Below are 26,824 nucleotides of genomic sequence, written 5' to 3' on the forward strand. Positions count from 1 at the left end.
TTGGACCGGCTGGATTTCGGCGGAAACGGCGAAACTGGTGGCGAACGGGCACACGCGGGTTCCGGGGTAGAACCCGGGTTGTCCGGCGCTTTCCCGTTGTCTCCCGCTCAGCGGGGTATCTGGTACGCGCAGCATGTCGACCCGCAGGTGCCGGTCACAATCGCGCAGTACGTCGACCTGCACGGCGACCTGGATCTGGATAGTCTCGAACGCGCGATCATCCAGGCCTCACACGAACTGGGTTCGCTCTTCTTGCGCATCACCGAGCGCGATGGTGAACCATTGCAGTTCGTCGACAGCAGCATCGCCGAGGCCCGTCAGCTCGAGTATGTCGACCTCCGTGGCGCTGGTGATCCGGACGCGGCTGCGCTGGCATGGATGCGCGCGGAGTACAGCCATCCGCTGGACCTGACCGCCGACCGTCTGATCAAGACCGCCGCGCTGCGCCTGGCCGACGACCGCTGGTACTGGTATTCGCGGGCGCATCACATCGCGATCGACGGCTTCGGCTCGATGACATACGTGAACCGGATCGCCGAGCTGTACACGGCCTATGTCAACGCCACCGAACCCGCTCCATCCAAAGCGACCGACCTGCGCACGCTCTACGAGCAGGAGATCGCCTACCGCGAAAGCTCCCGCTTCGTCACCGACAAGGAGTACTGGGCGCAACGTGTGAAAGGGCTGGAGGGAGGCACCAGCCTTACGGGCCGTTCCGCGCCGCCTGCCGCGATCAACGGCGTCGTGAGCGCCGCCCTGTCGGACGAGCAGAACGTCCAGCTGGATGCGGCCGTCGCACGGTACGATTCCTCGCCCGCCGGTCTGTTGCTCGCGGGCTTCGCCGCGTACTTGGCGCAGTGGAACGGCGTCGAGGACGTCATCCTCAGCCTGCCGGTGACCGCGCGCACCACCGCTGCCATGCGCCGCTCAGGCGGCGTCTCGTCGAACATCGTGCCGCTGCGGCTGCACGTGGGCCACGGCACGACAGTGTCCGAGCTGCTCAAGCAGGTGCAGGTCGAGGTCTCCGGCGCACTGCGCCACCAGCGCTACCGGCACGAGGACATCCGCCGTGACGCGGCCGGTGACGGTGTGGTGACCACGGAGTTCTTCGGACCGTGGGTCAATATCATGCTGTTCCACAACGAGCTTGTGATGGGCCCGATGGTCGGCCGGCTCAGTGTGCTGTCCACCGGCAGCATCGAGGACCTGGGCGTCAACTTCTACCAGTCGGTCGCGGGCACCCGCTCGCACATCGACTTCGAGACCAACCCCAACCTCTACACCGAGGCCGAGGCGCGCCGCCACCACAGCCGCTTCCTCGAGTTCTTCGACCGCTTCCTCGCCGCAGGCGTGGACGACACGGTGTGGGACCTGCCGGTCGCCACCGCCGACGAACGCGACCGCACGCTGCTGGAGTGGAACGACTCCGAGCAGGACGTCCCGGATACCACGCTCGCGGCGCTGCTGGACGCGCAGATGCCGCTGACCCCGGACAACATCGCGCTCGACTTCGAGGGCGCGACGCTGACCTACGCGGAGTTCGACGAGCGGGTCAACCGGCTGGCCCGTTTCCTGATCGCCGACGGCGTCGGCCCGGAATCGCTGGTCGCGCTGGGCATGCGCCGCTCACTGGAGCTGGTGATCGGCATGCACGCGGTGCTGAAAGCCGGTGGCGCCTACGTGCCGATCGATCCGGATCACCCGGCCGAGCGCACCGCCTACATCCTCGACAGCGCCGCGCCGGTGTGCGTGCTGACGCTGTCGGCCGACGAGTTGGAGCTGCCGGAGTCGGTGCGCCGGGTGGAGATCGACACCCTGGACACCTCGGCGTACTCGCCCGCCCCGGTCACCGACGCCGACCGCCTGGCGCCGCTGCGCCCGGACAACACCGCCTACGTCATCTACACCTCGGGATCGACCGGCCGCCCGAAGGGCGTGGCGGTCACCCACCGCGCGATCGTCAACCAGCAGCTGTGGATGCTCGACGAGTACCGGCTGACCGCGGCGGACGTGTACCTGCAGAAGACCGCGACCACGTTCGACGTGTCGCTGTGGGGCTACTTCCTGCCGCTGCTGGTGGGCGCGAAACTGGTCATCGCGTCGCCGGACGGGCACCGCGACCCGCTGTACGTGGCGGAGATGATCTCCCGGCACGGGGTCACCGTGACCGACTTCGTCCCGTCCATGCTCACGGTATTCGTCGCGCACGCCACGCAGGCCCAATGCGCCACGCTGCGCGCGGTCTTCGTGATCGGCGAGGCGTTGCCGCCGGAGACCGCCGCGGGCTTCCGCGCGATCACCGACGCCGGGCTGCACAACCTGTACGGCCCCACCGAGGCCGCCGTTTCGGTGACCTACTGGGAGGCCACGGCCGCCGACACGGTGACCGTGCCGATCGGCATCCCGGAGTGGAACGTTCAGGTCTACGTGCTGGATTCGCGGCTGCGTCCGGCCGCGATCGGCGCGCCCGGCGAGCTGTACCTCGGCGGACGCCAGCTCGCCCGCGGCTACCGAGGCCGTCCCGACCTGACGTCGGACCGCTTCGTCGCCAACCCGCTGTCGAGCGACGGCGAGCGGATGTACCGCACCGGCGACCTGGTGCGGTGGAACGAAGCGGGCACGCTGGAATACATCGGCCGCACCGACTTCCAGGTCAAGTTCCGCGGCCAGCGCATCGAGCTGGGGGAGATCGAGACCGATCTGCTCGCCCATCCCGCGGTCAGCCAAGCCGTGGTGCTGGTCGTCGACACGGCGACCGGTCAGCAGCTGGTGGCCTACGTCGTCCCGGCTCCCGGCCACACCGTGGACCCGGTGGAGCTGACCAGGTTCGCCGCCGAGAAGCTGCCCAGCTACATGGTGCCCGCCTCGATCATGGTGCTGGACGCCTTCCCGCTCAACACCAGCGGCAAGCTGGACCGCAAGGCCCTGCCCGAGCCGGTGTTCACCGCCGACGCGGGCGGTTTCCGCGCGCCGCGTACCCAGGCCGAGCAGATCGTGGCGGGGATCTTCGCCGACGTGCTCAGCCAGGACCGCATCGGCATCGATGACAACTTCTTCGATCTGGGCGGCAATTCGCTGGTCGCCACCCAGGTGGTGGCGCGCATCGGCGCGGCCTTCGGCACCCAGATCGGGGTGCGCGCGCTGTTCGAGACCCCGACCGTCGCCGGTATCGCGGCGCGCGCGGAGAACGCCGTACCTGTCGGGGAATCGCGTCCGCCGCTGGTGGCCCAGCAGCTCCCGGAACGGGTGCCGTTGTCGCCGGCGCAGCAGCGCATGTGGTTCATCAACCAGTTCGACCCGACCGTGCCGACCTACAACCTGCCGTTCGTGGTGCGGTTGCGCGGCCAGGTGGACCTGGAGGCGTTGCAGTCAGCGCTGCTGGACGTGGTGCAGCGGCAGCAGTCGCTGCGCACGATCTTCCCCGAATCCGGCGACGGCGGAGGCTACCAGCAGGTGCTGCCGGTCGACCAGGTCGACCTCGGCATCGCGGTGCAGCCCATCGATGAGGCCGAATTGCACGGCGCGCTCGCTGAATTCGCCTCGCGCGGTTTCGATGTTTCGCGTGAGCTGCCGATTCGCGTGCGGGTGTTCGCGGTCACCGGCGGGAGTAGCAACGGCGTCGCCGACTACGCGGTGGCGTTCGTCGTGCATCACATCGCGGCCGACGGCTTCTCCTTCGGCCCGCTGGCGCGCGACGTCTCGGCCGCCTACCTGTCCCGCGCCGCGGGCGAGGCCCCCCGCTGGGCGCCGCTGCCGGTGCAGTACCAGGACTACAGCGTCTGGCAGCGCGAATTGCTCGGCGCGGAGGCCGATCCCGCGTCCATGGCGGCGCGCGAGATCGCCTACTGGCGCAGGGCGCTGGCCGGCCTGCCGGATCAGCTCGACCTGCCGGCGGACCGTCCGCGCCCGCCGGTGCAGAGTTTCCACGGCAGCCGGGTGAGCTTCGATATCGACGCCGAGCTGCACCGGCGGCTGGCCGCGCTGGCCCGCGCTCGAGGCGTCAGCCTGTTCATGGTCGTGCACGCCTCGCTGGCCGTCCTGCTGGCCAGGCTGTCCGGCACCAGCGACATCGCGATCGGTACCCCCGTCGCCGGACGTGGCGAGCAGGCGCTCGACGACCTGATCGGCATGTTCGTCAACACTCTCGTGCTGCGTTCGGAGGTGGACGGCAGCGAGCCGTTCGCCGAGTTCCTCGACCGCACCAGAGAAGCCGATCTGGCCGCGTTCGCGTTCGCCGACGTGCCGTTCGAGCGGCTGGTGGACGTGCTCAATCCGACCCGCTCGCAGGCGCGTCACCCGTTGTTCCAGGTGATGCTGTCGTTCCAAGAGATGTCGCACGCGACCCTGGAACTGCCCGGGCTGTCGGTCACCGCCGACGAGCTCGAGGTCGACATCGCCAAGTTCGACCTGCAGTGGACGGTCACCGAGGAGCGGGGCGCGAACGGCGAGCCCGCGGGCATGGGCGCGGTCGTCTCCTACGCGACCGAGCTGTTCGATTCGGAGACGGTGGCTGCGTTCGCTGATCGTTTTGTGCGCGTTCTGTGCGAGGTTGTCGACGATCCGCAGGTTGCTATCGGCGACATCGATCTGCTCGGCGAGGGCGAGCGGCTGGATGTGTCGCAGCGCTGGGTGTCCTCCGGGGCCGAGAGCGTCGCGGGTGTGTTCGCCGATCCGGACATCACGCTGGTCGGGTTGTTCGACGCGGCTGTTGCCGCGCACCCGAACCGGGTCGCGGCCCGCTTCGGCGTGGAGACGCTGAGCTATGCCGAGTTGGATCGGCGCGCGAATGTACTGGCGCGCAGGTTGATCAGTGACGGCGCGGGACCGGAGAGGCTGGTCGCGGTGATTTTGCCGCGGTCGCTGGACCTCGTGGTCGCGTTGCTGGCTGTGGTGAAGACCGGTGCGGGTTATGTGCCGGTGGACCCGACCTATCCGGCTGAGCGCATCGCCTACGTGCTCGCCGATTCCCGGCCCACGAGTGTGGTGCTCGACTCCACGGTGCAGGTCGAGGTGCCCGCTGGGCTGCCCGCTGTCGTGCTGGACGGGTTCGCGGTGGAGGCCGGCAATGTCGAGGACGCCGACGACGCCCCGATTGCGGATGCCGACCGCAACGCCGCGCTCACGCCGGACAATGTCGCGTATGTGATCTACACCTCCGGCTCGACCGGCCGCCCGAAGGGCGTCGCGGTCGCGCACCGCAACGTGGTGCGGTTGTTCGCGAATACCGACCGCGACTTCGGTTTCGGTCCCGACGATGTGTGGACGTTGTTCCACAGCTACGCCTTCGACTTCTCGGTGTGGGAACTGTGGGGCCCGCTGCTGTTCGGCGGCACCCTCGTCGTGGTCGACTACTACACCTCGCGCTCGCCGGAGCAGTTCCTGGAACTGCTGCGTGCCGAACGCGTCACGGTGCTCAACCAGACCCCGTCGGCGTTCTACCAACTGGCCGAAGCCGACCGGAACGCCGCGCCCGATGTCGCGCCGCTGGCGCTGCGCTACGTGGTGTTCGGCGGTGAGGCGCTGGAGCTGCGCAGGCTCTCGGATTGGGTGGCGCGCCACGGCGACGGCACCGGCGCGACGTCCGGGGACGGGCCGCTGCTGGTCAACATGTACGGCATCACCGAGACCACGGTGCACGTGTCCTACCGCGCCCTGGACGCCGCGACCATCGCCGCCGCCTCCGGTAGCGTGGTCGGCCGCGCGATCGCCGGTCTGCGGGTGTATGTGCTCGACAACAGGCTGCGCCCGGTGCCGGTCGGCGTCGCGGGGGAGATGTACGTGGCGGGCCGGCAATTGGCTCGTGGCTATCTCGGCCGTCCCGATCTGTCGGCCACCCGCTTCGTCGCCGATCCGATGGGCGACGCGCCGGGCGGGCGCCTGTATCGCTCCGGTGACCTCGCGCGCTGGAACCGCTTCGGCGAGCTGGAATACCTCGGCCGCGCCGACGACCAGGTGAAGGTGCGCGGCTTCCGCATCGAACTCGGCGAGATCCAGGCCGCACTGGTTGCGCATAAGTCGGTCGCGGACGCGGTTGTGAGCGTGTACACGGACGAGCGGCTCGGCAATCGGATCGTCGGGTACATCGTGCCCGACGGGACGCTGCTGGATGTCAACGCGGTGCGTGAAAGCTTGTCGGGTTCGTTGCCCGCCTACATGGTGCCCTCTGTGCTGATCGCGCTAGAGCGAATCCCGCTGACGGTTCACGGCAAGCTGGACCGCAAAGCGCTGCCCGCCCCGGTGTTCGAGGTGCGCGAATTCCGCGCTCCAACCACCCCGATCGAGGAGATAGTCGCGCAGATCTTCGGTGAGGTGCTGAGCATCTCTCGGGTGGGCGTGGACGACGACTTCTTCGACCTCGGCGGCAACTCGCTGATCGCTACCCAGGTCGCCTCCCGCCTCGGCATCGCGCTGGACACCAGGGTGCCGGTGCGGATGCTGTTCGAGGCTTCCACCGTCGCGGCGCTGGCAGCGCGAGTGGAGTCGCATGTCGGTGACGGCGCGAGGAAGGCGCTGATCGCGCGGCAGCGTCCGGAGCAGGTGCCGCTGTCGCTGGCACAGCAGCGTATGTGGTTCCTCAACCGCTTCGACACCTCATCGGCGGTCAACAATATTCCGATCGCGATCCGGCTGTCCGGGGATCTGGACATCGCCGCGTTGCAGGTCGCGGTCATCGACGTGATCGACCGGCACGAGTCGCTGCGGACCGTGTTCCCGGAGACCAAGACCGGCCCAGTTCAGGTGGTGCTGGACGCCGCGCAGATCGTGCCAGATCTGACCCCGGTGCCGGTGACCGAGCACAACCTGATCGACCACCTGGTCGAGCTGGCCTCGATGGCGTTCGACGTGACCAGCGAAGTGCCGCTGCACGCCCGGCTGTTCGAGATCAGCGAGACCGAGTACGTGCTCGGCATGGTGGTGCACCACATCTCGGCCGACGGCTGGTCGATGGGCCCACTGGCCCGCGACGTCATGGTGGCCTACGCCGCCCGCACATTGTGGGAGGCGCCGGCCTGGTCGGCGCTGCCAGTGCAGTACGCTGACTACGCACTGTGGCAGCGCGAGGTGCTAGGTTCCGAAGACGATCCGAGTTCGCTGATTTCCAAGCAAATCCGCTACTGGACGCGCGAACTGGCCGGTCTACCCGATGAATTGACCTTGCCGACCGACCGGCCGCGCCCCGCCGTTGCCTCCTACCGCGGTGGAACCTACCCGTTCGTGATCGCCGGCGAGACCCAGCATGCCCTGATCGAGTTGGGTCGCAGGCACAACGCGTCGTTGTTCATGGTGCTGCACAGCGCGCTGGCGGTGTTGCTGGCCCGAGCCAGCGGCATCAGCGACATTGCGATCGGTACCCCGGTTGCCGGTCGCGGTGAGGCAGCGTTGGACGACCTGGTCGGCATGTTCGTCAACACCCTGGTGTTGCGCACCGAGGTGGACGGCGCGACAAGTTTCGCTGATCTGCTCGCCCGGGCCCGCGAGACCGACCTGCACGCGTTCGCGCACGCCGACGTGCCGTTCGAGCGGCTGGTCGAGGTGCTCAACCCGGCCCGCTCGCAGGCGCGTCACCCGCTGTTCCAGGTGATGCTGACCTTCCAGAACACTCGGCAGGCCAGCTTGGAGCTGCCGGGTCTCTCGGTCAACGGCATCGATTACGACGCGGGCTTGGCCAAGTTCGACCTTCAGCTGACTCTCTCGGAGACCCAGGACGAACTGGGCGACCCGGCGGGTATGTCGGCCGAGTTCTCCTACGCCCTGGATCTGTTCGACGAGTCCACCGTCGCCGCGTTCGCCAGGCGGCTCGATCGCGTCCTCGCCGCGGTGACCGCCGATCCGAACCTGCCGATCGGCGATATCGACCTGATCGCGCCCACCGAACGGGCGCAGGTGCTCATCGACTGGAACGACACCGCGCACCCGGTACCCACCGAGACGCTGGTCTCGCTGTTCGACGCGCAGGTGGCGGCGACCCCCGACGCGATCGCGCTGGACTTCGAAGACGAGCGACTGACCTACCGCGAGCTGAGCGAGCGGGCCAACCGCATCGCAAGGCAATTGATCGGCGCGGGCGTCGGCCCGGGATCGCTGGTGGCGCTGGCGATCCGGCGTTCGACCGAACTGGTCGTCGCGATGTACGCGGTGGTGCAGACCGGCGCGGCCTACGTCCCGCTGGATCCGGACCAGCCCGCCGAGCGTGTCAACTACATCATCGAGACCGCGCGGCCGCGGATGATCCTGTACCGCTCCGCGGACGGGTTCGGCTTCGATCCGCAGCCGCAGGTGACGGTGCTTTCCGTGGAGGGCATCGAAGGGCTGCCCGGCTTCGCCGCGGCCGGCGGCGCGCCGATCACCAACGAGGAGCGCATCCAGCCGCTGCGGCCGGAGAACATCGCGTACGTCATCTTCACGTCCGGTTCTACCGGACGCCCGAAGGGCGTGGCGGTCAGCCACGCCGCGATCGTCAACCGGCTGCTGTGGATGCAGCACGAATACCCCATCGGTCCCCAGGACGCGGTGCTGCAGAAGACGCCCGCCACGTTCGACGTGTCGGTGTGGGAGTTCTTCTGGCCGTTGCAGACCGGCGCCAGGCTGGTCGTCGCTCGCCCGGACGGCCATCGCGACCCGGTGTATCTGTCCCAGATCATCACCGAGAAGCACATCACCACAGCGCATTTCGTGCCGTCGATGCTCTCGGTCTTCGTCTCGACGCTCGGCAACGGGAACGGAGACGGGCTGCCCGCGCCCCAGCTGCGGCAGGTCTTCGCCTCCGGCGAGGCGCTGCCCGCGCAAACGGCACAACGCCTGCGTGAATTGACCGGCGCCCGGCTGCACAACCTGTACGGACCCACCGAAGCCGCCGTCGACGTGACATATCACGAAGCGACGGAAGCGGACACGGTGACGGTGCCGATCGGACGTCCGGTGTGGAACACCCGCGTCTTCGTGCTCGACAGCCGTCTGCACCCGGTGGCCCCGGGTATCGCGGGTGAGCTGTATCTCGCGGGCGATCAGCTGGCGCTCGGCTATCTGGGCCGTGCGGATCTGACGGCGGATCGGTTCGTAGCCAATCCGTACGGCGTGCCGGGTGACCGGATGTACCGCACCGGCGACCTCGTCTCCTGGACCGGCGAGGGCGAGCTGGAATACTTGGGCCGCACCGACTTCCAGGTGAAGCTGCGCGGTCTGCGTATCGAGTTGGGTGAGATCGAAGCCGCGCTGCTGGCGCAGCCGGGTATCGCCCAATCGGTGGTGGTACTGCGTTCCGACGCGCACGCGGGTGACCAACTGGTGGGTTACCTGGTCGCGGAACCGGAGACGACGGTCGACACCGACGAGGTGAAGGCCGCCTTGGACGCCGTGTTGCCGGGCTACATGGTCCCCGCCGCACTGATCGTGCTGGACGCGTTCCCGGTGAACGCCTCCGGCAAGCTCGATCGCAAGGCGCTGCCCGCGCCGGTGTTCGAGGCGAAAGTGTTCCGCGCCCCGTCCACCCCGATCGAGGAGATCGTGGCGGAGGTCTTCGCCGAGCTCCTCGGCGTGCCGCGCGTCGGCGTGGACGACGACTTCTTCGAGCTCGGTGGCAACTCGCTGGTGGCCACCCAGGTGACCGCCCGCCTCAGCGCTGCGCTGAACACCGAGATCGGTGTGCGCGCGCTGTTCGAAGCGCCCACCGTCGGCGCGTTGGCCGCGCGGGTCGAGTCGCACGCGGGAACCGGTGCACGCCAAGCGATCACGGCACAGGTCCGTCCCGAGTATCCGCCGCTGTCGCTGGCGCAGCAGCGCATATGGTTCCTCAACCGATTCGACATCGGGAGCGGGTCGGCCGCGCCGGGCGCGGCGTCGGCGACCTATAACATCCCGGCCGCGGTGCGGTTGGAAGGCGCCTTGGACGTGGACGCGTTGCGCGGCGCGATCGCCGATGTGATCGCGCGCCACGAATCGCTGCGCACCATCTACCCGTCACGCGAAGGTGTCGCCTATCAGCGGGTGCTGCCCGCGACCAAGGCCATCCCTGAGCTGGACGTGGTCGAGGTGGCCGAGGGCCGGTTGCTGGAGTTGCTGTACGGCTTCGTCGAACGCGGCTTCGACGTGACCACCGAACGGCCGACGCGCATGCGCGTCTACCGGCTCGCTCCCGACGACCACGTCCTGGTCGTGGTGGTGCACCACATTGCGGCCGACGGCTTCTCGATGCGTCCGTTGGTGCGTGACCTCATGGCCGCCTACATGGCGCGGACCTCGGCGTCCGAGCCGGGGTGGCCGCCGCTGGCGGTGCAGTACGTGGACTTCGCGCTGTGGCAGCGGGAGACACTCGGTTCGGAGGACGATCCGACCTCGTTGCTCTCCGAGCAACTCGACTACTGGCGCGGCGCGCTCGCCGGCCTGCCGGACGAGCTGCGCCTGCCCGGTCGTCCGCGGCCCGCCGTCGCCTCCTACGTGGCGGGCACCCGCCGCTTCCGCGTGCCGGGCGAGCTGATCGACGAGCTGAACCGGGTCGCGCACGCGAGCGGCACCACGCTGTTCATGGTGGTGCACAGCGCGTTCGCCACGCTGTTGGCGCGGTTGAGCGGCTCCGACGACATCGCCATCGGCATTCCGGTCGCCGGTCGCGGTGAGCAGGCGCTCGATGATCTGGTCGGCATGTTCGTCAACACCCTGGTGCTGCGTGCCCAGGTGGACACCGCCACGTCGTTCACCGACCTGCTCGTCCAGGTCCGCGAGCGTGACCTCCAGGCGTTCGCGCATGCGGACGTCCCGTTCGAGCGGCTGGTCGAGGTACTCAACCCGGCCCGCTCGCAGGCACGCCATCCGCTGTTCCAAGTGATGCTGTCGTTCCAGAACCTCGGCAGGACCGCGCTGGAGCTGCCCGGCCTCACCGTCTCCGAACTGGGTATCGACCAGCCGACGGCGAAGTTCGACCTGCAACTCACCCTCAGCGAGGTGCCCGGCGCCGCATCGGCGATGGACGCCGAACTCGTCTACGCCACCGATCTGTTCGACGGCGCGTTCGCGGACGCGTTCGCCGCGCGCTTCGTGCGTGTGCTGCGCGGCGTCGCCGCCGATCCTTCGGTCGTCCTCGGCGACATCGACCTGCTGGACCACGCCGAGCGCTCGCTGGTGATCGAGCGGTGGAACGACACCGAATTCCCGGTCGAGGCCGCACTCACCTCGCCGGTCGGCGACGCCGCCGCGACGCTGGTCTCGCTGTTCGAGGCGCAGGTGGCGCGCACGCCGGACGCGATCGCGCTCACCTTCGAGGGGACGAGTCTGTCCTACGCCGAGTTCGCGAGTCGGGTGCACCGCCTGGCGCGCTGGCTCAAGCAGAACGGTGTCGGCCCCGAATCCTATGTGGCCCTGGGCATGCGCCGCTCGCTCGACCTGCTGGTCGGCATGTACGCGGTGACCGTCGCGGGCGGCGCCTACGTGCCGCTCGACCCGGATCACCCGGCCGAGCGCATCGAGCACATCCTGGACACCGCCCGACCGGTCTGCGTGCTGACCTCCGGCGCGGACCTGGACGTCACGCTGGCCCGCCAGGTGCGCATCGATGAGCTGGATCTGTCCGGATACTCCGCCGAGCCGGTCACCGACGCGGACCGGCACCGGCCGCTGCGCACCGGCAACACCGCGTACGTCATCTTCACGTCGGGATCGACCGGTCGTCCGAAGGGTGTGGCGGTTTCGCACGCGGCCATCGTCAACCGCCTGGTATGGGGCCATGCCCAGTACGGCCTGGCTGTCGACGACGTAGTGCTGCAGAAGACCCCGGCCACATTCGACGTGTCGGTGTGGGAGTTCTTCTGGCCCTTGCAGGTTGGCGCCCGGCTGGTGATCGCCAAGCCGGACGGTCACCGCGACCCCGCCTACCTGGCGCAGCTGATCATCGAGGAGCGGATCACCACGGCGCACTTCGTGCCGTCGATGATGTCGCTGTTCGTGGTGGAACCGCGCGCGGCCGAATGTGTCGGCCTGCGTAACGTCTTCGCTTCCGGTGAGGGCCTTCCCGCGGTGACCGCGCAGCGCATGCGCGAACTCACCGGCGCGCGCCTGCACAACCTGTACGGCCCCACCGAGGCCGGTGTCGAGGTGACCTTCCACGAGGTCGACGACGCCGACACCGTGACCGTGCCGATCGGTGCCCCGGTGTTCAACACGCAGGTGTACGTGCTGGATTCGCGCCTGCGGCCGGTTCCGGTCGGTGTGCCCGGCGAGCTGTATCTGGCCGGCGCGCAGCTGGCCTACGGGTATGTCACCCGGCCCGACCTGACCACCGAGCGGTTCGTCGCCAGCCCGTTCGGTGACGGTGCGCGCATGTACCGCACCGGTGACCTGGTGGCCTGGACCGAAGACGGTGAGCTGGAGTACCTGGGCCGCACCGACTTCCAGGTCAAGGTACGCGGTCTGCGCATCGAACTGGGTGAGATCGAGTCGGCGCTGACCGCGCTGGAATCGGTGGCGCAGGCGGTGGTCGTGGTGCGCACCGACGAGCGGACCGGGGACCAGCTGGTCGCCTACCTGGTGACGGACCCGGACCGGGTGGTGGACGTCGAGGCGGTCAAGGCCGAGCTCGGCACGCGGCTGCCCGGGTACATGGTGCCCGCCGCCTACGTGGTGCTGGACGAATTCCCGCTGAACGCCTCCGGCAAGCTGGACCGCAAGGCGCTGCCGGAGCCGGTCTTCGAGGCCAAGGTGTTCCGCGCACCCGCGACGCCGGTGCAGGAGATCGTGGCCCAGACCTTCGCCGAGGTGCTCGGTGTGGAGCGGGTCGGCCTGGACGACGACTTCTTCGAGCTGGGCGGTAACTCGCTGGTCGCCACTCAGGTGGCCGCACGGCTGGGCGAGGCCCTGAACAGTCAGGTCCCGGTGCGCACGCTGTTCGAGGCGTCCACCGTGGTCGCGCTGGCGGCGAAGGTGGAATCGGCCGCCGGACAGGGCGGACGGACGCCCCTGGTCGCGCAGGAGCGTCCCGAGCTGGTGCCGCTCTCGCTCGCCCAGCAACGGATGTGGTTCCTCAACCGGTTCGACAACCGCACCGCGGTGAACAACATCCCGGTGGCCCTGCGGCTGACCGGTGAGCTGGACGTCGCCGCGCTCGGCGCGGCCATCGGCGACGTGCTCGCGCGGCACGAGGCGCTGCGCACGATCTACCCCGAGGTGGAGGGCACCGGTTACCAGCGTGTCCTGCCGGTGGGTGAGGTCGCCTTCGACCTGGTCGCCGAATCCGTCGCGGCCGAGGAGCTGCCCGCGCGGATCCTGGAGCTGGTCGGTGTCGGGTTCGACGTCACCGCCGAGATCCCGTTCCGGGCGAGCCTGCTCGCGCTGTCGCCGACCGACCACGTGGCGGTGCTGGTCATGCACCACATCAGCGCCGACGGCTTCTCACTGCGGCCGTTGCTGCGCGATGTCGTGCTGGCCTACACCGAGCGCGCACGCGGCGAGGTCCCGTCCTGGGCCCCGCTGAAGGTGCAGTACGCCGACTACGCGCTGTGGCAGCGCGACGTGCTCGGCGCCGAGGACGACGCGGACTCCGTCGCGGCCCGGCAGATCGCCTACTGGACCGAGCAACTGCGCGACCTGCCCGACCAGACCGAGCTGCCCGCCGACCGGCCCCGGCCCGAGATCGCCTCCAATGCCGGTGGCACGTACGACTTCTCGGTCGACGCGCAAGTGCACGAGGCGCTGTCGGAGCTGGCGCGCGCCCGCGGCGTGACGCTGTTCATGGTCGTGCACGCAGCGCTGGCCGTGTGGGCGGGCCGACTGTCGGGCAGCACCGATGTCGCGATCGGCACGCCGATCGCGGGCCGTGGCGAACGCGCGCTCGACGATGTCGTCGGCATGTTCGTCAACACGCTGGTGCTGCGCAGCGAAGTCGATCCGGCCGTCGCCTTCGGTGAGCTGCTCGACCAGGTGCGCCGCACCGATCTGGCCGCCTTCGCCAACGCCGACGTGCCGTTCGAGCGGCTGGTCGATGTGCTCAGCCCGGCCCGCTCGCAGGCGCACCACCCGCTCTTCCAGATCGCGCTGACCTTCGAGGCCGCTTCGGCGGCCGAGCTCGGCACGGTCGCGCTGCCCGGCGGCCTCGAAGTCGCCGCCGTCGAATTCGACCCGGGCACCGCGAAGTTCGACGTGCAGCTCACCGTCGGCGAGTCCGCCGATGGCGGCTTGGCGCTGTCGTGGAACTACGCGACCGAGCTGTTCGATTCGGAGACGGTGGCTGCGTTCGCTGATCGTTTTGTGCGCGTTCTGTGCGAGGTTGTCGACGATCCGCAGGTTGCTATCGGCGACATCGATCTGCTCGGCGAGGGCGAGCGGCTGGATGTGTCGCAGCGCTGGGTGTCCTCCGGGGCCGAGAGCGTCGCGGGTGTGTTCGCCGATCCGGACATCACGCTGGTCGGGTTGTTCGACGCGGCTGTTGCCGCGCACCCGAACCGGGTCGCGGCCCGCTTCGGCGTGGAGACGCTGAGCTATGCCGAGTTGGATCGGCGCGCGAATGTACTGGCGCGCAGGTTGATCAGTGACGGCGCGGGACCGGAGAGGCTGGTCGCGGTGATTTTGCCGCGGTCGCTGGACCTCGTGGTCGCGTTGCTGGCTGTGGTGAAGACCGGTGCGGGTTATGTGCCGGTGGACCCGACCTATCCGGCTGAGCGCATCGCCTACGTGCTCGCCGATTCCCGGCCCACGAGTGTGGTGCTCGACTCCACGGTGCAGGTCGAGGTGCCCGCTGGGCTGCCCGCTGTCGTGCTGGACGGGTTCGCGGTGGAGGCCGGCAATGTCGAGGACGCCGACGACGCCCCGATTGCGGATGCCGACCGCAACGCCGCGCTCACGCCGGACAATGTCGCGTATGTGATCTACACCTCCGGCTCGACCGGCCGCCCGAAGGGCGTCGCGGTCGCGCACCGCAACGTGGTGCGGTTGTTCGCGAATACCGACCGCGACTTCGGTTTCGGTCCCGACGATGTGTGGACGTTGTTCCACAGCTACGCCTTCGACTTCTCGGTGTGGGAACTGTGGGGCCCGCTGCTGTTCGGCGGCACCCTCGTCGTGGTCGACTACTACACCTCGCGCTCGCCGGAGCAGTTCCTGGAACTGCTGCGTGCCGAACGCGTCACGGTGCTCAACCAGACCCCGTCGGCGTTCTACCAACTGGCCGAAGCCGACCGGAACGCCGCGCCCGATGTCGCGCCGCTGGCGCTGCGCTACGTGGTGTTCGGCGGTGAGGCGCTGGAGCTGCGCAGGCTCTCGGATTGGGTGGCGCGCCACGGCGACGGCACCGGCGCGACGTCCGGGGACGGGCCGCTGCTGGTCAACATGTACGGCATCACCGAGACCACGGTGCACGTGTCCTACCGCGCCCTGGACGCCGCGACCATCGCCGCCGCCTCCGGTAGCGTGGTCGGCCGCGCGATCGCCGGTCTGCGGGTGTATGTGCTCGACAACAGGCTGCGCCCGGTGCCGGTCGGCGTCGCGGGGGAGATGTACGTGGCGGGCCGGCAATTGGCTCGTGGCTATCTCGGCCGTCCCGATCTGTCGGCCACCCGCTTCGTCGCCGATCCGATGGGCGACGCGCCGGGCGGGCGCCTGTATCGCTCCGGTGACCTCGCGCGCTGGAACCGCTTCGGCGAGCTGGAATACCTCGGCCGCGCCGACGACCAGGTGAAGGTGCGCGGCTTCCGCATCGAACTCGGCGAGATCGAATCCGCGATCCTCGCCCAGCCCGGCATCGCCCAGGCCGCGGTCATCGTGCGCGAGGACCAGCCCGGCGATCAGCGGATCGTCGCCTACGTGGTGTCCGAGCCGGGCGTCGAGCCGGCGCTCGACGCGGTCCGCGACGGCGCCGCCGAGCAACTGCCCGCCTACATGGTGCCTTCGGCCGTGGTGCGGCTGGAATGGATCCCGTTGACCGTCAACGGGAAGCTGGACCGCCGTGCGCTGCCCGCCCCGACGGCGCAGTCGCGTGCCTTCCGCGCGCCGGTGACCCCCGTGCAGGAAACCGTGGCAGCGGTGTTCGCCGACGTGCTCGGCCTGGAGCGGGTCGGCGTGGACGACGACTTCTTCGACCTCGGCGGCAACTCGCTGGTCGCGACCAGGGTGGTCGCCCGCATCGGCGCCGCGCTCGGTACGACCGTCGCGGTGCGCACTCTGTTCGAGGCCTCCACCGTGGAAGCGCTCGCCGCGCGGGTGGAATCGCACGCCGACGGCGCGGCGCGCGCCCGCCTGGTCGCGCGTGAGCGCGCGGCCGACGAGCTGGTGCCGCTGTCGTTCGCGCAGCAGCGCATGTGGTTCCTGAACAAGTACGACACCGCGTCGGCGGCCTACAACGTGCCGATTGCCATACGGCTCACCGGCGCGCTGGACGTCGAGGCGCTGCGGTTGGCGCTGGCCGATGTGGTGCGCAGGCACGAGTCACTGCGCACCCGCTACCCCGAGCACGGCGGCACCCCGGTCCAGGTGATCGTGCCCGCCGAGGACATCGTCCTGGATCTGCATCCCGTGGCGGTGGACCCGGCGCGGCTGGTCGAGGCGGTGACCGAGTTCGTCACCACCGGATTCGATGTGGCCGAAGAGGTTCCGCTGCGCACCCGGCTGTACACGGCCGGGCCGGAGGAGCACGTGCTCGTCGTGGTGGTGCACCACATCGCGGCCGACGGCTTCTCGATGAGCCCGCTGACCCGCGACGTGATGGCCGCCTACACCGCGCGCAGCACCGGCAGCGCTCCCGGCTGGGCGCCGCTGACGGTGCAGTACGCCGACTTCGCGGTGTGGCAGCGCGAGATCCTCGGCTCCGAGGACGATCCCGACTCGCTGCTGGCGAAGCAGGTCGCGTACTGGCGGCGCGCGCTCGACGGCGTTCCCGACGAGCTGACCCTGCCCACCGACCGCCCGCGTCCGGCCGTCGCCTCCTACCGTGGCGCGACGCTGCATCGCGAGCTGTCCGGCGACCTGGTCGCCGCACTGGAGGAACTCGCGCGGCAGCGCGGTGCGTCGCTGTTCATGGTGATGCACGGCGCGCTGGCGGTGCTGCTGTCGCGCCTGTCCGGCAGCGACGACGTCGCGGTCGGCACCCCGATCGCGGGCCGCGGCGAGGCCGCGCTCGACGACCTGGTCGGCATGTTCGTCAACACGCTGGTGCTGCGGGCCGAAGTGGACGCTGGTGACCGCTTCGCCGATCTGCTCGACCGGGTGCGCCGCACCGACCTGGACGCCTACGGCAACGCCGACGTGCCGTTCGAGCGGTTGGTGGAACTGCTCGCGCCGGAGCGCTCGCAGGCCCGCCACCCGCTGTTCCAGGTGATGCTGGCATTCCAGAACCTGGAGCGCACCACCCTGGAACTGCCCGGCCTGTCGGTGTCCGCGCTGGACCTGGACGAGAACGTCGCGCGCTTCGACCTGCAGTTCACCCTCGCCGAGCGTGGTGAAGCAGGTTCCGGCGCCATGGCTCTGACGCTCACCTACGCCACCGACCTGTTCGACGAGTCGACCGCGGCGGGCATCGTGGACCGCTGGGAACGCGTGCTCGCGGCCGTCGTGGCGGAGCCGGATGGTCCTGTTGGTGATATCGCGCTGCTGGATGAGGGCGAGACCGTGCAGGCGTTGCGTGGCTGGAACGACACCGCCCGCGATCTCGGCCCGGCGACCACGTTGGTCGAGTTGTTCGCTGCGCAGGCCGCGGCGACGCCGGATGTGGTTGCGGTGGTGGATCCTGCCGCTGGTGTGTCGTTGACGTATGCGGATTTGGCTGCTCGTGTGCGGCGGTTGGCGCGTCGTTTGATCGAGGCGGGTGTGGGCCCGGAGTCGTTGGTGGCTTTGGGTATGCGCCGGTCGGTGGATTTGGTTGTGGCGGCGTATGCGGTGCATGTCGCGGGGGGCGGTTATGTGCCGTTGGATCTGGATCAGCCCGCTGACCGTGTGCAGTATGTGCTGGATTCGGCTGACCCGGTCTGCGTGCTGACCACTGCGGCTGATGGGTTCGACGGGGCGGGCCGCGCCACGCTGAGCATTGATGAGCTGGACCTGTCCGGTTACTCGGACGCGCCGGTCACCGATGCCGAGCGGATCGCGCCGCTGCGTCCGCAGCATCCGGCGTATGTGATCTTCACTTCTGGTTCTACCGGCCGCCCGAAGGGTGTGGCGGTGCCGCATGCGGCGGTTGTGAACCAGATTCGTTGGATTACCGGCGAGTACGGCATCGGTGTCGAGGACGTCGTGCTGTTCAAGACGCCCGCCACCTTCGATGTGTCGGTGTGGGAGTTGTTCGGTCCGCTGAGCACCGGGGGCCGGATCGTGGTGGCGAGCCCGGATGGGCACCGTGACCCGCAGTATCTGGCTGAGGTGATCGCGGCGCAGCGGGTGACGATGACCTCGTTCGTGCCGTCGATGCTGACGGTTTTCGCGGGTTCTATCGACCCGGCGGAGGCGGACGCGCTGGCTTCGTTGCGGATTTTGTTTGTCGCCGGTGAGGCGTTGACCGCTGATGCGGTGGTCGCTATCCGGCGGGTGAGCGATGCCGCGCTGTTCAACTTGTACGGTCCGACGGAGTTCACTGTGCATGCCACGCACGGCCGGGTGGCCGAGCAGGTGGATGGTGCGGTGCCGATCGGTTTGCCGGTGTGGAATGCGCAGGCCTACGTGCTGGACGCGCGCCTGCATCCGGTGCCGGCGAACGTCGCGGGTGAGTTGTATCTCGCGGGTGATCAGCTGGCGCGTGGTTATTTCGGGCGCGCGGATCTGACCGCGGATCGTTTCGTGGCCAACCCGTACGGCGAGCCCGGTGCGCGGATGTACCGCACGGGTGACCTGGTCGCCCGGGACGCTACTGGTGCTATCGAATACCTGGGCCGCACCGATTTCCAGGTGAAGTTGCGTGGTTTGCGCATCGAGCTGGGTGAGATCGAGTCCGCGCTCACCGCCCACGAATCGGTCGCGCAGTCGGTGGCGGTGGTGCGCTCCGACGCGCGCACGGGCGACCAGCTGGTCGGCTACGTGGTTCCCGCGGGCGGTGCGACGGTGGATGTCGAGGCGCTGCGTGCGCACTTGGCCGCGCGTCTGCCGTCCTACATGGTGCCCGCGGCGATCGTGGTGCTCGAGGCTATGCCGTTGAACCCGAACGGCAAGTTGGATCGGCGTGCGTTGCCTGATCCGGTATTCGAGGCACGCGAGTTCCGTGCTCCCTCGACCCCGGTCGAGCAGATCGTCGCCGAGGTCTTCGCCGAAGTACTCGGCGTGGAGCGAGTCGGCTTGGACGACTCGTTCTTCGCCCTCGGCGGCGACAGCATCGTCTCCATCCAGTTGGTGTCGCGAGCCAAGGCGCGCGGCGTGGTGTTCACCCCGCGACACGTCTTCGAGCAGCGCACGGTGGCCGGCTTGGCCGCCGTCGCCGAAACCACCGAGGCGGCCGAGGCGTCGGCCATGACGCTGGCCGAGCCGCCGGGCGGCGGCATCGGCGTCATGCCGTTGACGCCGGTGGTGCGCTTCATGGCCGAGCGGCGCGGCTCGTTCGGCCGCTTCAACCAGACGCTGGCGCTGGAACTGCCGGTCGGCATCGACCGGGAGGGCATCGCCGCGACGGTCGGGGCGGTCATCGACCGGCACGACATGCTGCGCGCGAGCCTGCGCCGGGACGGTGACGATTGGATCGTCGAGACCGCCGCGCCGGGCACGGTGGATGTGGACGGGCTGATCGACCGCACCGAGTTCGCCGCGAACGCCACCGCCGACGAATTGGTCGAGATCGCCTCGGCCGCACTGGACGAGTCGTTGGACCGGCTCGATCCCGCGGCGGGCGTGGTCATCCGGTTCGTCTGGCTGGAACCCGATTCCGCCGAGCGCGCCGGACGCCTGATCGTCGCCGCCCACCACCTGGTGGTGGACGGCGTCTCCTGGCGCATCCTGGTGCCGGACTTCGTGACGGCCTGGGGCCAGCGCATCGCGGGGCAGACCCCCGAGTTGGTCGCCCCGGCCACCTCGATGCGCGCCTGGGCGCACGCGCTGGAGCGCGCGGCGGCCGGCCCCGAGCGGGTGGCCGAGCTCGACTACTGGCGGTCGGTGGTCGCCGCGGCCGATCCGCTGCTGACCGAGCGTCCGATGGATCCGGAGATCGACACCTCCGGCGTCATCGCCAAGGTTCAGGTCGAGGTGTCCGCCGAAGTCACCAAGGCCCTGCTCACCACGGTCCCGGCGCTGTACCACGGCGGCGTGAACGACGGCCTGCTCACCGCGCTGGCGCTGGCCATCGCGAAGTGGCGGGCGCGGCGGGTGGCCGCCAGGGGCGAGGATTCGCTGCTGATCCGACTGGAGGGTCACGGCCGCGAGGAAGACGTGGTGCCGGGTGCGGATCTGTCGCGCACCGTCGGCTGGTTCACCTCGATCTACCCGGTCCGGTTCGACCTGTCCGGCATCGACATCGACGCCGCGTTCACCGGCGGACCCGCGCTCGGAGCGGCCGTCAAGGCGGTCAAGGAGCAGTTGCTCTCCGTGCCGGACAAGGGTCTCGGCTACGGCCTGCTGCGTTACCTGAATGCCGAGACCGCGGCCGAGCTGCCGCGCGAACTGCCCGGCCAGGTGAGCTTCAACTACCTCGGGCGCATCTCCGAAGGCGACGTGCCGGAGTCGCTGCGCGGCTTCGGCTGGATCCCCGCGCCGGAACTCGGCGCGCTGGGCGGCGCCTACGACGCCGACATGCCCGCCATGGCGCCGCTGGACGTGAACGCGATCGTGGTCGGCGACAAGTTGACCGCGAACATCGGCTACCCGACGACGCTGCTGTCCGCCGCCGACGTGCGCGAATTCGGTGAGCTGTGGACCGCGGCGCTGGAAGCGGTGGCCCGCCACGCCAATTCGACCGGCGCGGGTGGGCACACCCCGTCGGACTTCGCGCTGATGCGCAGCCCCAGAGGTGGTGTGGCGCGGGGGATCACCCAGCGCGACATCGACGCCTGGGAGCGGCGCTTCCCGGCGCTGGCCGACGTCTGGCCGCTGTCGGCGCTGCAAGCCGGTCTGCTGTTCCACGCCCGACTGGCCGCGAGTTCGGTGGACGTGTACACCGCCCAGGCGGTGCTGACGCTCACCGGCCGGGTGGACGCGGCCCGGTTGCGTGCGGCCGCACAGGCATTGGTGGGCCGCTACGAGAACCTGCGCACCGCGTTCGTCACCGACATCGACGGCAACCCGGTGCAGATCGTGCTCGACAGCGTCCGGGTGGCGTGGGCCGAGCACGACCGAACCGAGTCGGGTTCGGCGGACGACCTGATCGAGGCCGACCGCATGCAGCGGTTCGACCTGACCGCGCCGCCGCTGATCCGCTTCACCCTGATCCGAGTCGCGCCCGACCGCTGGCAGTTCGTGGTGGCCAACCACCACATCCTGCTCGACGGCTGGTCCATGCCGCTGCTCATGCGGGATCTGCTGGTGCTCTACGCCGCCCACGCCGACACCTCCGCGCTGCCCGCGGTGCGCTCCTACCGGCACTTCCTGGAGTGGACCCGGCAGCAGGACCACGCGGCGTCGCTGGCGGCGTGGGCGCACGCGCTGCGCGGCGTCGGCGAGCCGACCCTGCTCGCGCGGCCGGACGCCGCTCGCGAGATCACCTCGCTGGCCGGTGAGTACTTCTTCGACCTGGACGAAGCGACCACCGCGCGTCTGACCGCGCTGGCCGCCTCGCTCGGCGTCACCCCCAACACCGTGCTGCAGACCGCGTGGGGCATGCTCGTCGGCCGCATGACCAGCCGCGACGACGTGCTGTTCGGCACCACCGTCTCCGGGCGGCCCCCGCAGCTGTCCGGCGTGGAGTCGATGGTCGGCCTGTTCATCAACACCGTGCCGGTGCGGGTGCGCTTCGATCCGTCGGAGTCGGTGCGTGACCTGCTGGTGCGCACCCAGGGCGAGCAGGCCGATCTGCTCGACCACCACTACGTGGGTCTGGCCGACATCCAGGCGGTCGCGGGCATCGGCGGACTGTTCGACACGCTGGTGGTGTTCGAGTCCTTCCCGGTCGACGCCGCGGGCTTGCAGGCGCAGGCCGCGGACATCGACGGCATGGCGGTGATCGGCCTGGACGCGGCCGACGCCACGCACTACCCGCTGACGCTGATCGCGCAGCTGGATTCGCGGCTGCGGGTGCGCGCGGGCTACCTACGTGACCTGTTCGACGAGACGACGGTGCGCCGCATCGCCGACCGCCTGATCCGGATGCTCACCGCGATCACCGCGTCGCCCGACGCGGTGGTCGGCGACATCGAGCTGCTCGACAGCGCCGAGCGGGAACTCGTATTGCGCGGCTGGAACGACACCGATTTCGATGTGGACGCGGCGTTGTCGGGTCGCTCGGCTCCCGCGACCTTGGTGTCGATGTTCTACGACCAGGTCGAACGCACCCCCGACGCGACCGCCATCACGTTCGAGGGGACAAGTCTGTCCTACGCCGAGTTCTCCTGGCGGGTGAACCAGCTGGCGCGCTGGCTGATCGCGCGCGGCGTGGGCGCGGAATCGTATGTGGCGCTGGGTATGCGGCGGTCTATCGATCTGGTGGTCGGTATGTACGCCGTCGCCGTGGCCGGTGGCTCGTATGTGCCGCTGGACCCGGATCACCCGGCCGAGCGCACCGAATACATCCTCGGCACGGCCGATCCGGTGTGTGTACTCACCTCCGGCAGCGACCTGGACATCGACACCGCGCAGGTGCGTATCGACCTCCTCGATCTGAAGGGTCTGTCGGAGGCCCCGGTGACCGACGCCGATCGTCGTGCTCCGCTGCGTCCGTCGAACACCGCGTATGTGATCTTCACATCGGGTTCGACGGGTCGTCCGAAGGGTGTCGCCGTCTCGCACGCGGCGATCGTCAACCGCCTCGTCTGGATGCAGACCGCCTATCAGCTGACCGCCGATGACGTGGTGTTGCAGAAGACGCCCGCGACGTTCGATGTGTCGGTGTGGGAGTTCTTCTGGCCGTTGCAGATCGGCGCTCGCCTGGTCGTCGCGAAGCCCGAGGGGCACCGCGACCCGGCCTACCTCGCCGAGGTCATCAGCGCGGAGCGGGTGAGCGTCACGCACTTCGTGCCGTCGATGCTGGCTGTGTTCGTCGCGGATGCCGCTGCGGCACAGTGTGATTCGCTGCGCTTGGTGTTCGCTTCGGGTGAGGCGTTGCCGCCCAAGCCCGCGCATCGGATGCGCGAGCTGACCGGCGCTGCCCTGCACAATCTCTACGGTCCGACCGAGGCCGCGGTCGACGTCACCTTCCACGAAGTCGTGGACGCCGACACCGAGACGGTGCCGATCGGCGCTCCGGTGTTCAACACACAGGTGTTGGTGCTGGATGGGCGGTTGCGCCCGGTGCCGGTGGGTGTCGCGGGAGAGCTCTATCTCGCCGGTATCCAGCTCGCGCGTGGTTACGTCGCGCGACCGGACCTGACCAGCGATCGTTTCGTGGCCAACCCGTTCGGGGAGCCCGGTGCGCGGATGTACCGCACGGGCGATCTCGTGGCGTGGACCGAGCACGGTGAGCTGGAATATCTCGGCCGCACCGACTTCCAAGTGAAGTTGCGTGGTCTGCGTATCGAGTTGGGTGAGATCGAGTCGGCGCTGACGGGTCTGGACGAAGTGGCCCAAGCCGTCGTGGTCGTGCGCTCCGACGCGCACGCGGGCGACCAGCTCGTCGCCTACGTCATCCCCGCGCCGGACGCTGCCCTGGAAACCGACCTGGTCCGCGAGGACCTGGCGCGGCAACTGCCCGCGTACATGGTGCCCTCGGTCGTGCTCGTGCTCGAGGCGTTCCCGCTGAACGCCTCCGGCAAACTGGACCGCAAGGCGCTGCCCGCCCCGGTGTTCGAGGCCGCGGTGTTCCGCGCCCCGACCACGCCGGTCGAGGAGATCGTCGCCGCCACCTTCGCCGACGTGCTCGGCTTGGAGCGGGTCGGTCTGGACGACGACTTCTTCGCTCTCGGCGGCAACTCACTGTCCGCCACCCAGGTCGCCGCCCGGCTGTCTGCCGCGCTGGACACCGACCTCGGCGTGCGCGAGCTGTTCGAGGCCTCCACCGTGGTCGCTCTCGCGGCGCGCGCGGAGACCAGGGCGGGCGCGGGCGGCCGAGCGGCGCTGGTGCCGCAGCAGCGGCCCGAGCTGGTCCCGCTGTCGCTGGCCCAGCAGCGCATGTGGTTCCTCAACCGATTCGACCCAGACTCGGCGGTGGACAACATCCCTGCCGCGGTGCGGCTGTCGGGCCTGCTCGACCGGCAGGCGTTGCAGATCGCCGTCGCCGACGTGCTGGCCAGGCACGAGTCACTGCGCACGTTCTACCCCGAGGTGGACGGCACCGCCTACCAGCAGACCGTGGCCACCGCCAACGTGATCCCGGATCTGACGCCGATCGACGTCACCGAAACCGAACTGCCCGAGCAACTCGCGCGGCTGATCGGCACGGCCTTCGACGTCACCGCCGAGGTGCCCTTCCGCGCCCGGCTGTTCGAAATCAGCCCCACCGAGCACGTGCTCGCCCTGGTGGTGCACCACATCTCGGCCGACGGCTTCTCCATGGGCCCGCTGACCCGCGACGTGATGACCGCCTACGGCGCCCGCGTCGACGGCGGCGAGCCCGCCTGGCGTCCGCTCGAGGTCCAGTACGCGGACTTCGCGCTGTGGCAGCGCCAGGTGCTCGGCGCCGAGGGCGACCCGAAATCGGTGATCTCCGAGCAGATCTCGTTCTGGTCGGACACGCTGCGCGGGCTGCCCGAGCAACTGGACCTGCCCGCCGACCGGCCTCGACCCGCCGTCGCCTCCGGACGCGGCGCGACGCACGTCTTCGAGATCGACGCCGAGACCCACGCCCAGCTCACCGAACTCGCCCGCACCAGGGGCGCGACGCTGTTCATGGTCGCGCATACCGCGCTGGCGGTGCTGCTGTCGCGCCTGTCCAGCGAGGACGACATCGCGATCGGCACCCCGATCGCGGGACGCGGCGAGCGCGCGCTCGACGACCTGATCGGCATGTTCGTCAACACCCTGGTGCTGCGGACCCCGATCCAGAGCGGTGCGACGTTCACCGAACTGCTGCGTTCGGTGCGCGCGACCGACATCGCGGCCTTCGGACACGCGGATCTGCCGTTCGAGCGGCTGGTGGAGATCCTGAATCCGGCGCGTTCGCAGGCGCGCAACCCGCTGTTCCAGGTGATGCTGGCATTCCAGAACACCGGCCAGAACAGCCTCGAGCTGCCCGGCCTGACGGTGAGCGGTGTCGACCTGCCGATCGACGTCGCCAAGTTCGACCTGCAACTGGTGCTGTCCGAACGCGACGCCGCCGAGGCGGCGGGCATCACCGCCGAGCTGATCTACGCCACCGACCTGTTCGACCCGGCCACCATGGCGGAGTTCGGCGTGCGGTTCGGCCGATTGCTGAAGGCGGTCGCCGCCGAGCCGGACCGGCCCATCGGCGACATCGCGCTGCTGGATGAGGGCGAGACCGTGCAGGCGTTGCGTGGCTGGAACGACACCGCCCGCGATCTCGGCCCGGCGACCACGTTGGTCGAGTTGTTCGCTGCGCAGGCCGCGGCGACGCCGGATGTGGTTGCGGTGGTGGATCCTGCCGCTGGTGTGTCGTTGACGTATGCGGATTTGGCTGCTCGTGTGCGGCGGTTGGCGCGTCGTTTGATCGAGGCGGGTGTGGGCCCGGAGTCGTTGGTGGCTTTGGGTATGCGCCGGTCGGTGGATTTGGTTGTGGCGGCGTATGCGGTGCATGTCGCGGGGGGCGGTTATGTGCCGTTGGATCTGGATCAGCCCGCTGACCGTGTGCAGTATGTGCTGGATTCGGCTGACCCGGTCTGCGTGCTGACCACTGCGGCTGATGGGTTCGACGGGGCGGGCCGCGCCACGCTGAGCATTGATGAGCTGGACCTGTCCGGTTACTCGGACGCGCCGGTCACCGATGCCGAGCGGATCGCGCCGCTGCGTCCGCAGCATCCGGCGTATGTGATCTTCACTTCTGGTTCTACCGGCCGCCCGAAGGGTGTGGCGGTGCCGCATGCGGCGGTTGTGAACCAGATTCGTTGGATTACCGGCGAGTACGGCATCGGTGTCGAGGACGTCGTGCTGTTCAAGACGCCCGCCACCTTCGATGTGTCGGTGTGGGAGTTGTTCGGTCCGCTGAGCACCGGGGGCCGGATCGTGGTGGCGAGCCCGGATGGGCACCGTGACCCGCAGTATCTGGCTGAGGTGATCGCGGCGCAGCGGGTGACGATGACCTCGTTCGTGCCGTCGATGCTGACGGTTTTCGCGGGTTCTATCGACCCGGCGGAGGCGGACGCGCTGGCTTCGTTGCGGATTTTGTTTGTCGCCGGTGAGGCGTTGACCGCTGATGCGGTGGTCGCTATCCGGCGGGTGAGCGATGCCGCGCTGTTCAACTTGTACGGTCCGACGGAGTTCACTGTGCATGCCACGCACGGCCGGGTGGCCGAGCAGGTGGATGGTGCGGTGCCGATCGGTTTGCCGGTGTGGAATGCGCAGGCCTACGTGCTGGACGCGCGCCTGCATCCGGTGCCGGCGAACGTCGCGGGTGAGTTGTATCTCGCGGGTGATCAGCTGGCGCGTGGTTATTTCGGGCGCGCGGATCTGACCGCGGATCGTTTCGTGGCCAACCCGTACGGCGAGCCCGGTGCGCGGATGTACCGCACGGGTGACCTGGTCGCCCGGGACGCTACTGGTGCTATCGAATACCTGGGCCGCACCGATTTCCAGGTGAAGTTGCGTGGTTTGCGCATCGAGCTGGGTGAGATCGAGTCCGCGCTCACCGCCCACGAATCGGTCGCGCAGTCGGTGGCGGTGGTGCGCTCCGACGCGCGCA

General features: G+C 69.3%; 1 protein-coding gene (cut by a window edge). It reads left to right on the forward strand.

The genetic code is table 11. The annotated features are described in order from the left end of the window. Positions 1-26,824, forward strand: partial view of a non-ribosomal peptide synthase/polyketide synthase gene (locus tag M8859_RS17905; RefSeq protein WP_249644600.1) — the 5' portion only. Its footprint extends 17,195 nt past the window's final position; the window shows 26,824 of its 44,019 coding nt (coding positions 1-26,824); its start codon is at positions 1-3; its stop codon lies beyond the right edge, outside the window.

The sequence above is a fragment of the Nocardia sputi genome (genome assembly GCF_023501985.1).